Source organism: Halorubrum sp. SD683, assembly GCF_002135045.1.
Lineage (GTDB): Archaea > Halobacteriota > Halobacteria > Halobacteriales > Haloferacaceae > Halorubrum > Halorubrum ezzemoulense.
Genome location: NZ_NEWJ01000096.1, coordinates 1 through 8,964, shown reverse-complemented (window position 1 = coordinate 8,964; position 8,964 = coordinate 1). Strand labels below are relative to the sequence as shown.

8 protein-coding genes are annotated in these 8,964 nt (G+C 67.7%); 1 reads left to right on the top strand and 7 read right to left on the bottom strand.

Annotation, left to right across the window (positions count from 1 at the left end; all coding sequences use genetic code 11):
* Positions 1 to 96: 96 nt before the first annotated feature.
* The gene (gene htpX, locus B9G49_RS14930) at positions 97 to 969 is read right to left on the bottom strand and encodes a zinc metalloprotease HtpX (RefSeq protein WP_049930122.1); all 873 of its coding nucleotides are present in this window, start codon (positions 967 to 969) and stop codon (positions 97 to 99) included.
* Positions 970 to 1,101: 132 nt separating this feature from the next.
* Here htpX and B9G49_RS14925 point away from each other — a divergent pair, with 132 nt between their 5' ends.
* On the top strand, positions 1,102 to 2,040 hold the full coding sequence (locus B9G49_RS14925; RefSeq protein ID WP_086216899.1) for an NAD(P)-dependent oxidoreductase: 939 nt from the start codon (positions 1,102 to 1,104) through the stop codon (positions 2,038 to 2,040).
* Positions 2,041 to 2,070: 30 nt separating this feature from the next.
* On the opposite strand, the gene flaJ is transcribed toward B9G49_RS14925, so the two are convergent.
* The 6 genes from flaJ to B9G49_RS14895 all read right to left on the bottom strand — a co-directional run.
* Positions 2,071 to 3,807, bottom strand: a complete 1,737-nt coding sequence (flaJ, locus tag B9G49_RS14920) for an archaellar assembly protein FlaJ (RefSeq protein WP_049930120.1) — start codon at positions 3,805 to 3,807, stop codon at positions 2,071 to 2,073.
* Between the two features lie 69 nt (positions 3,808 to 3,876).
* Complete coding sequence (locus tag B9G49_RS14915) at positions 3,877 to 5,550, bottom strand: type II/IV secretion system ATPase subunit (protein ID WP_086216898.1); 1,674 nt, start codon at positions 5,548 to 5,550, stop codon at positions 3,877 to 3,879.
* A gap of 71 nt (positions 5,551 to 5,621) precedes the next feature.
* Positions 5,622 to 6,371 carry an ATPase domain-containing protein gene (locus tag B9G49_RS14910; RefSeq protein ID WP_049930118.1) on the bottom strand — a complete coding sequence of 250 codons (750 nt, stop codon included), beginning with the start codon at positions 6,369 to 6,371 and terminating at the stop codon, positions 5,622 to 5,624.
* A gap of 1 nt (position 6,372) precedes the next feature.
* Entirely contained in the window at positions 6,373 to 6,864 is a 492-nt protein-coding gene (locus B9G49_RS14905) for a flagellar protein G (RefSeq protein WP_086216897.1), read from the bottom strand.
* A complete protein-coding gene (locus B9G49_RS14900) occupies positions 6,865 to 7,338 on the bottom strand; it encodes a flagellin (RefSeq protein ID WP_086216896.1) in 474 nt (157 codons plus the stop codon). It lies immediately after the preceding gene.
* On the bottom strand, positions 7,328 to 8,964 hold a 1,637-nt coding region (locus B9G49_RS14895; RefSeq protein ID WP_086216895.1), incomplete at its 5' end, for a FlaD/FlaE family flagellar protein. The genes B9G49_RS14895 and B9G49_RS14900, both read right to left, overlap by 11 nt.

Below are 8,964 nucleotides of genomic sequence, written 5' to 3'. Positions count from 1 at the left end.
TTCTAAGTGAGCTGCCGGGACTTCGGGAGCGTTCGCCGTTGATCCGCTCTCAACGACTTATACACGACCGACCAAAAATCGCGATCCGAACCCGTCTCAGGCCGTTTCCATTTCCTTTTCGAGCTCGCGGAGCTTCTCGATGCGGTTCTCCGTCGAGGGGTGCGTGGAGGCGATCTTGCCGACGAAACCGGCCTTGATCGGGATGATGAAGAACGCGTTCATCTCCGCCTCCTCGCGGAGGTCCTCCTCGGGCACCCGGTCCATCCGCCCGTCGATCGTCATCAGCGCCGAGGCGAGCGCTCCGGGCTTCCCGGTGATGAGCGCCGCACCGCGGTCGGCGGAGTACTCACGGTACCGCGAGAGCGCGCGGATGAGCAGGAACGAGATCACCCACACCAGAAGCGACGCGACGATGGCCACGATGACGGGCGCTCCCTGCCGGTTGTCGCCGCCGAGCAGCCACCCCCACCGCACGATGAAGAAGGCGATAGTGGAGAGGAACGACGCGATGGTCATCACCATCACGTCGCGGTTCTTGACGTGGGCGAGCTCGTGGGCGAGCACGCCGTCGAGCTCGTCCTCGTCGAGGCTCTCCAACAGTCCGGTCGTCACCGCGACGGTGGCGTTCTTCTTGTTCCGGCCGGTCGCGAACGCGTTCGGGACGCGGGTGTTCGCGACCGCGACGGTCGGCTTCGGCAGGTCGGCCTGCTGGCTCAGGCGCTCGATCCGGCGGTGGAGGTCCGGGTACTCGTCCGGGTCGACCTCGCGGGCGCCCATGCTCCGGAGCGCGAGCTTGTCGCTGAAGAAGTACTGCGCGAGCGAGAACGCGCCGAACATCGCGAGCGTGAAGATGATCCCGACGTTGAACACCTCGATCAGGACGCCGATGAACACGACGTAGAGGGCGAAGAGGAGGAACATCGTGAACCCCATTCGTCCACGGAGCCCCCAGTCTGTCTTCCAGTCCATACCCCAAGATTACCGCTCGGCGCGTTAAAGCCTGCCGGAGCCGGGGACGATGCGGCACTGAGGCGCCCGCCCGCGGCGGTGCGGTTTTCGGCGCAACGCTGCGTTTTTGCCCCGCGACCGCGACGGCGACGCATGGACACCGTTCTCGTCACCGGCGGCCGCGGCGCCTCCGGGCGCTGGGTCGTCGACCGGCTCGCGGGCGATTACGAGGTCGTCGTCGTCGACTACGACCACCCGGGCCTCGGCGTCAACCCCGCCTCGAACGTCTCGTTCCGCGCGGCCGACCTCGCCGAGCGCGAGCAGGCGCTCGACGTCGTCGCCGCCGTCGACCCGGACGCCGTCGTCCACTGGGCGGCGATCCCCGTGGCCGGAACCCACCCCGAGGGGCGGGTGTTCGAGACGAACGCGCTCGCCGCGAAGCACGTCCTCGACGCCGCCGGGCGAGCGGGCGCGCCGGTCGTTCAGGCCTCCAGCGACGGCGCGTACGGCTTCTTCTTCGCCGAGCCGACGCCGTTCCCGGATGAGCTGCCGGTCACCGAGGGACACCCGCTCCGCCCAGAGGACCCGTACGGGCTCTCGAAGGTGACCGCGGAGGCCGCGGCGGGCGCGGTCGCGCGCCGCCACGGCGTGTCGGCGGTCTCCGTCCGCCCCTCGTGGATCCAGTACCCCGGCGACTACGCCTGCCGCGCGGACGAGTACGTGACCGACCTCGAGGCGGGCGCGGGCAACTTCTGGTCGTACGTCGACGTCCGCGACGTCGCCGACCTCGTCGCGGCCGCGCTCGCGGACCTCCTCGGCGACGACTCGGCCGTCGCGCTCGGCACCCACGAGGCGATCAACTGCGTCGCGGCCGACAACGCGCTCGGTCGCCCCCTGCTCGAACTCCTGCGCGAGTCGTACGGCGAGGTTTCCGACGACTGCGCGGTCGACGGGAGCGCGCTCGCGGAGGGCGACGACCGCGGCGCGTACGCGGTCGCGAAGGCGGAGCAGCTGTTCGGGTGGACGCCGTCGCGGTCGTGGCGCGACGCGGCCGACGAGGCGGTCACCGAGCCGGCACTGTTCGAGGGGTGACTCGGCCGGGCGACAGCGACCGATTTCCGGTCAGATCGACAGGATCGCGTTGACGAGGGTCCGCGTCGCGATGGCGGTCACGGAGCCGAGCCACGTCAGGAGCACGAAGTGGATGTAGCCGTTCGCGGGGTTCCCGCCGTCGATCCGGCGGATCATCTGCGAGGAGAGCGCCGCGTTGAACAGCACGACGGTGAGGAGGAGGTACTCGATGAGCGGGATGTCGTAGGCGCCGGGGTAGACGATCTGCCCGATGTCCATCTGGTCGAGCCCGAAGTCGGCGGTCAAGTCCGCGAGAATCGCAACGATCTCCAGCCCGATGAAGAAGGCGAACGTCGCGGCCGCGGTGATCCCGTACAGCAGTCCGATGAACGTCATCGCCGCCTGCCGGCGCTGCTCGCGCAGCTGGTTGACGGCGTTCATGTTCTTCGAAATCAGCTCGCCGAGCATCTTCGGGTCCCCGCCCATCCGCCGGCCCACGAGGTACATCTCGGAGAACTTCTGGATGAGGTACGAGCGCGTGTCTCGCGTGAACGCCCGCCACGCGCCCTCGGTGCTGATTCGCATGTTGAGCCGGCGGTAGAGCCGCTCGATCGACTCCGAGAGCTCCCCGAAGTTCTTGTCGCGCAGCGTCGTCAGCACGTCGGTGGTCGTCGACTGCTTCGCGCTCTCGGTCGCGCCCAGCGCGCGCACGAACGACGGGAACTCGCCGTCGCGGGCGGTGATCGCCTGCTCCTCGCTCCGAAGGACGACCCCGGTGATGATCAGCGGCGAGATGGGGACCGCGAGGTACAGCGGCAGCCGCACGTCGTCGAGGAAGAAGAGGAGACCGGGAAGCCCGGGCCCGTACCCGAACATCCCGGCGGCCGTGATCCCGATGAGGAGGAACGAGAGCGCGCCGCCGCCGATCAGCGACCCCCACAGCTTCAGGTCGCCCGGGGAGCGCTCGTCGGGGTGGTACCAGATCGGGTCGTACGGCGATGTGGCGCGGATCATCGCGTAGAAGCCGAGCTGGACGAAGACGAACAGCACGATGACGGCCGCGACAGTCGCGGTCGGGTCGTTACCGGTGAGGATCGGGAGGACGACCGCGAACACGAGGGCGAACGTCATCGAGAGGATCATCGACATGTACAGGTCCTTCATCACCTCCAAGTTCGAGAGCGCGGACTCGTAGCGGGTCTCGTACTGTGCTAGCATGACGTCCTGCTCAGAGACGAGGAACTCCTCCAGCGACTGCCCCGCGCCCATGGTGTAGCCGAGGCGGTCGAAGAAGTCGGCCATCGCGTCGGAGGGGACCTCCTGAGCCCGACGCCGACACGCGTCGTCGAGGCTCTGGTTCCACGTGTCGACGAGGTGGACGACGCGACCGATCTCCTCGGCGGCGACGCCGTACTCCTCCTCTTTCGCCAGCGTCCGGAACACCTCCATCCGGTCGATGTTCGTCGTCGACAGCACCGTCATGTGCGTCATCACGAGATGTAGTTGGTTGTCGATCTTCGTCTCCAGACTGGAGAGGTAGATCTTCGGGTAGATCACCGCCGCGAACAGGATGAGCCCGCCGAACATCGGGATCGGGACCCGGGCGGCGAAGGGGAGCGGCAGCGCGACCAAGCCGACGACGCTCGCGAGGAAGACGAGCACGGCCGGGAACAGCACGAGCCCGACGTACTTCCCCTTGGATATGTCGAGCTGCTCGTACGACTCCATGACCTCGGAGGTCAGTTGGGCGGCCGTCGCGAGCCCGTCGCCCACCTGTTTCACCGCCATCGTCAGCGTCCCTCCGGCGCCCTCGCGGGCGGTTCGTCACCGAGCATCGTCACGTGTCCCCGAGCATCGTCACATCGTGTTCCGGTGCATGTCGAAGGGGAGCCCCTCGACGCCGTCACGCTGGAAGGAGTTGATCGCGTCGTTCACCTCGTGGTAGCCCAGAATGCCCTCCTGAATCATCCGCTCGATGAGCTCCGCACGGAACTCCAGGTCGTCGTAGATGTCGCGGGTGTCGGCGTAGCCGAGCAGCGTCGCGATCTGCTCTTCTAACACGTAGGAGTTGTTCATCCCCTGGAAGACGATCTCGTCTTCGACGGGGTCCCAGCTGAACACCTCGCGGGTGACGACCCCCTCCATCTCCTTGGAGTACCCCTCGATCTCCTGGACGCTCGTCACGCGGCGCAGGACTTGGTCGCCCTGCTTCACGCGGTTCTGGAACAGCGCCACGTCGGCATTGTCCATGAACGTCTCCGGGACGTTGATCGGCTCGGAGGTGAACCGCTGGATCATCGAGACGATGTCGGACGCGTGGAACGTCAGCATCACGGGGTGGCCGGTCTGGGCCGCCTGGAACGCCATGCGCCCCTCGGCGCCCCGGACCTCGCCCACGATGATGTAGTCGGGGCGCGACCGCAACGCCGCGGCGACCAGATCGAACATATCCACGTCGGTGGATCCCTCGGCGCCGCCCTCACGGGTCAACAGCTGCTGCCACGTGCTGTGCGGCGGGATGACCTCCGCGGTGTCCTCCGCGGTGTATATCTTCGAGTCGTCCGGGATGTACGAGAGGATGGCGTTCAGCGTCGTCGTCTTCCCGGACGCCGTCTCCCCGACCACGAATACCGTCTGCTCGTTCTCTAGGCAGAGCCAGAGGTACGCCGCCAACTGCGGCGAGAGCGTTCCCCAGTTCGTGATCTGATTGATCGACAGGGGCACCTCGTCGCCCTGCCGGATCGTGAGCGAGGACCCCTTCAGCGAGACGTCGTCGGAGTAGATGATGTTGATACGCGAGCCGTCGGGCAGCGTGGAGTCGACGATCGGATCGGAGTCGGAGAGGGGGTCGCCCATCCGCTCGCCCATGTTCCGCAGCCAGTTGTCGAACTCCTCGGGGGTACCGAAGTCGACGGTCGTCTCCAGCATCCCGAAGGTGCCGTGGTCGACGTGACACTCCTTGGGGCCGATGACGTGAATGTCCTCGTTGGCCGGGTCGCGCATGATCGGTTCGAGGGGGCCGAGCCCGACGATGTCGCGGTTAAGCCGGTATCGGATGTTCTCGTAGGTCTCCTCCGTGACCGAGAGTTTCCCCATGTTGAGGACCTTCGAGAGGTTCCCGCGGAGTCCGCCGTTCTGCTCGTCGATGTGCGTGACCTCCTCTAACAGCTCCTCGATGAGGTCGTCGTACTCGGCCTCGTTGTCCGGAGCGGTGTGTTGACCGCTCACGGTGAGGAGCCGGTTTTTCACCTCGTTGAGGATCTCGGCCTGCGAGCCGGAGAGCTCCGGCTCGATGGCGTAGTACTTCGTGTCCTGCCCGAGGTCGCCGTAGATGTGGCTGTAGATGGGGCCGCCGACCGGATAGATGACGTTCGGCCGGTTGGACTCGTACTCGTCTTTCGGCTCCTCGATGAACTGCGGGAACTCCCCGGTGATCTGTTTGAACTCCCGGAGGTGCTCCCGGAGGTGCGGCCGCCGCATCGCGGCCTTCCGGAGCTCGTCGGACGGTTTGGCGGTGCCGTGTTCGGTCATGTCCCACGCTCGGTTGTCGCGGTGGTCGCAGTCCGCGCGCGCGGACCGGCTGTGCGTCTGCGGGCCATGTGTTAGGCGACGCTGCGGCTCTCAATGACGATTCCGGTTCCGGAACGCACCGAGAACCCGATCGTGTCGCCGACCTGTTCGCCCATGCCCGCGAACCGCTTCACGTTGATCTGCCGGCGGATGTCGTTGCCGACCTCGATCATCTCCAGTTCGAGGAACACGTCGGCGATGGAGCGGAACGGGCCGATCGCCTCGTCGTCGACCGCCGAGGGGTCGACGGTGAGCACCACCACCTTCCCCTGCGAGATGATCTCACGGAAGAAGGAGATGATCTCGAGGGCGGCCTGCCGCTCCTCGTTCTTCCGAACGAGCGCCTCGAACGTTGGGTCATTGCGGAAGATGGCGTCGAACGTGTCGAGGAAGACGACGTCGGAGTTCCACATCGCCTCCGCTTCCATCAGCCGCTTGAGCAGCTCCTTGCGCTCGCCGTCGCCGTCGGAGAACGCGCCGCCGGAGTCGAAGTCGGCGTGGAGGAAGAGCAGCTCCTCTTGGAGGAGCGGCTTCACCATGTCGTACTCCAGCGAGTGCATCTGGTCGATGAACCCGCGGACGGTGAGCTCCGTCGACATCATCGTCACCGAAGCGCCCTCCTCGACGAGCCCGTAGGCGAACCGCTGAGAGATGGCGCTTTTCCCGGCCCCGTAGTCGCCCTCCATGAGGACGATGCTCCCGCGGGGGATGCCACCGCCGAGCTCCTTGTTGAGTCGGTCGCGCTCGCCGAGGCCGAGCGAGAGGAGGTTGTCGTGGGGCATCTCAGTTACCCCCCACGCGGAACTGGAACAGCTCCTCGTCGCCGTTCACCGAGAGGTACACCCGGTGGTCGCCGTCGGCGAGCCCGCCGTTCACGCCGTCGATCTCGCTGACCTCGATCGTGAGGCGGAGCACGTCGCCGCGGCTCCATGCGTTCGCGCCGTCGACGGAGACCAGCTCTCCGGAGAGCTTGCTTGGCCGCACGTACCCGCCGTCGAAGACGACGTCGAGGTCGGAGCCGTCGGGCGCGAGGCGGTAGGTGCCGGTGTTCTTTATCAGGAGCGTCACGTTGCCCTCGGTCGCGTTGTACACCCCCGCGCTCGGGTCGGAGATGATCGTCACGTCGGTCCGGAGCTGCTCGGTCGCGTCGAGCCCCGCGTCGTCGACGGCGGCGCTCACGCGGTCGACGCCCGTCGTGATCGTCCCGACGACGCCGGCGGCGATCACCAGGCTGGCGATGAACAGGATGAGGTGCGAGACCGGGACGCTGGCCATCTACGCGCTCACCTCCGTCACGGTCGCGGCGTCGCGGACACCGGACTCGACGACGAGGACCACGCGGGTCTCCCCGCCGACGATGTCGGTCTCCACGGTGTCGCCGACCGTCACCGACAGCGTCTCGTCGCCCAGCCAGAGCGCGGTGTCGGCGTCGCCGTCGACGGTCGTGGCAGCGTTCGAACCCCCGACGTCGACGTACTCGTTGCCGACTAGGAGCGTCGCGTCGTCGGCGACGAGTCCGATCGAGCCCTCGTTGGTGGCGTTGACAGTGAGCTCGCCGGTCGTCGCGTTGAACGTCGCGCTCGTCACGGAGAAGTCGGTGTTCTGCCGTTCGAGCGCGCGCTCGTTGACGCCGTGTTGCGCGTCAGAGACTCGCTCGATCCCGTTGGACGCCACAGGGTAGAACGTCGTGAACGCGAAGAACAGCCCCGCGACGATGATGGCCGTAGACGCGGAGACGCTAACGCCCATCTCCCCACCCTCCGTCGGCCGGATCGGCGCGGTCGGAACGGGGATTCGGGTCGTTCATCGGTCGCGTGGAACCGTTCCGCTCGCGCCGGTCGTCGCGGGGAGCGTCGCCGCGGTTCGCCCCGCCGTCGCGGTCCGCGCCGTTCGTACCGTGGCCCGCGCCGTTCGTGCCGTGATCCGCGCCGTTCGTGCGTCGCTCGCGCTCGTCCGGGGCCTCTCGGCGACCGGACGGCTCGTGCCCGTTCCGCTTCGGGGCCGAGCGGTCGCGGCGGTCGCCGCGGGCCGGGTCGGCGCGACCGCCGCGGCGGCCTCGGACCGGCCCGCCGCCGACGATCGAGCCGCCGGCGAGGTCGTCCCAGCGGTCGAGGAGGACCGTGTGGCTGCTGGTGCCGTTGAGCTGGGTCACGTACCGGAGGCTGCGGGTGTGATGTTCTCGGACGAGCCGGTCGGTGCCCGGACGGTCGACGAGGTTGCGGTCGATCGTGCCGAACCCGGAGAGGAAGTCCCGGAGCCGCGCCGCGGCGTCGGGACCGATCCACTCGATCCGCTCGTAGTAGTTGATGGCGCGCACCGCGTCGGTGACGTCGCTCTCGGAGACGAGGAACTCCAGCCACTCCATCACAAGGAGGTCCCCGACGTAGTCGCCCGGGAGTTCGGTGAGGTACGGCTTGCCGCGGCCGCCGCTCCCCGAGAGGTCGTCCTCACCGACGTACTCGAAGCCGCCGGACGCCTCAGCGGGGTCGCCGCCGGGTCGGCGGTCGGGGGCGGGATCCGGTTCGGCGCCTCGCGCCGGTTCGGGGTCCGCCGGTTCGCCGAAGTCGTCGCCACCGGTCTCGGCCCCGAGGTCGTCTCCGCCGAGGTCGTCACCGAACCCGTCGTCCGCGGCCCCGTCGTCGAACGAGTCCGTTTCGTCGCCGGGGTCGTCGAACGAGTCGTCCCCGTCGTCGAACGGGTCCTCGTCCGCGGCGTCGTCGCCCTCTTCGGCCCAGTCGGCCTCCCCGGAGTCGTACTCCTCTTTCAGTTCGCTGAAGCTCTTTCCGTCGTCGTTCATATCGTCTTCCTCGTCCGCCGTTTCGGTCTCGGACGCGGCGTCGTCCGTGCTGTCGTCATCCAGTTCCTCGAAGTCGTCGTCGAGGTCGTCGAACCCGCCGTCGTCGATATCCTCGTCGAGGTCGTCGAACCCGTCGTCGTCGACGTCATCGTCGAGGTCGTCGAACTCGTCCGCCTCCGCGTCCGCGTCCGCTTCCTCGTCGAGGAGGTCGTCGTCGAAGAACCCGTCCGCGTCGGCGTTCGCGACGTCCTCGTCGAGGTCCTCCTCCTCGCCGCCGTCTTCGTCGTCGAAGATGCCGAACGACCCCTCGCCGCCGCCGGCGACGCTGTCGAAGCCGCCGGAGTCGTCGACGAAGGGGTTGATGCCGCGGGTGACCATCTCGTAGATGTCGAGCAGGTTGCGGACGTCCTCCTCGATGTCGTCGACGGCGTTCGAGATCTCCTCGTTCTCCGAGCGGACCGTCGAGACGGTCGAGGAGAGCGACGCGACCTCGTTTTCGAGCTCGTCGAGCCGGTTTTCGAGCTCGTCGGTGGCCGCGCCGCCGCCGCCACCGCCGCCGTCGTCGAACTCGTCGTCCC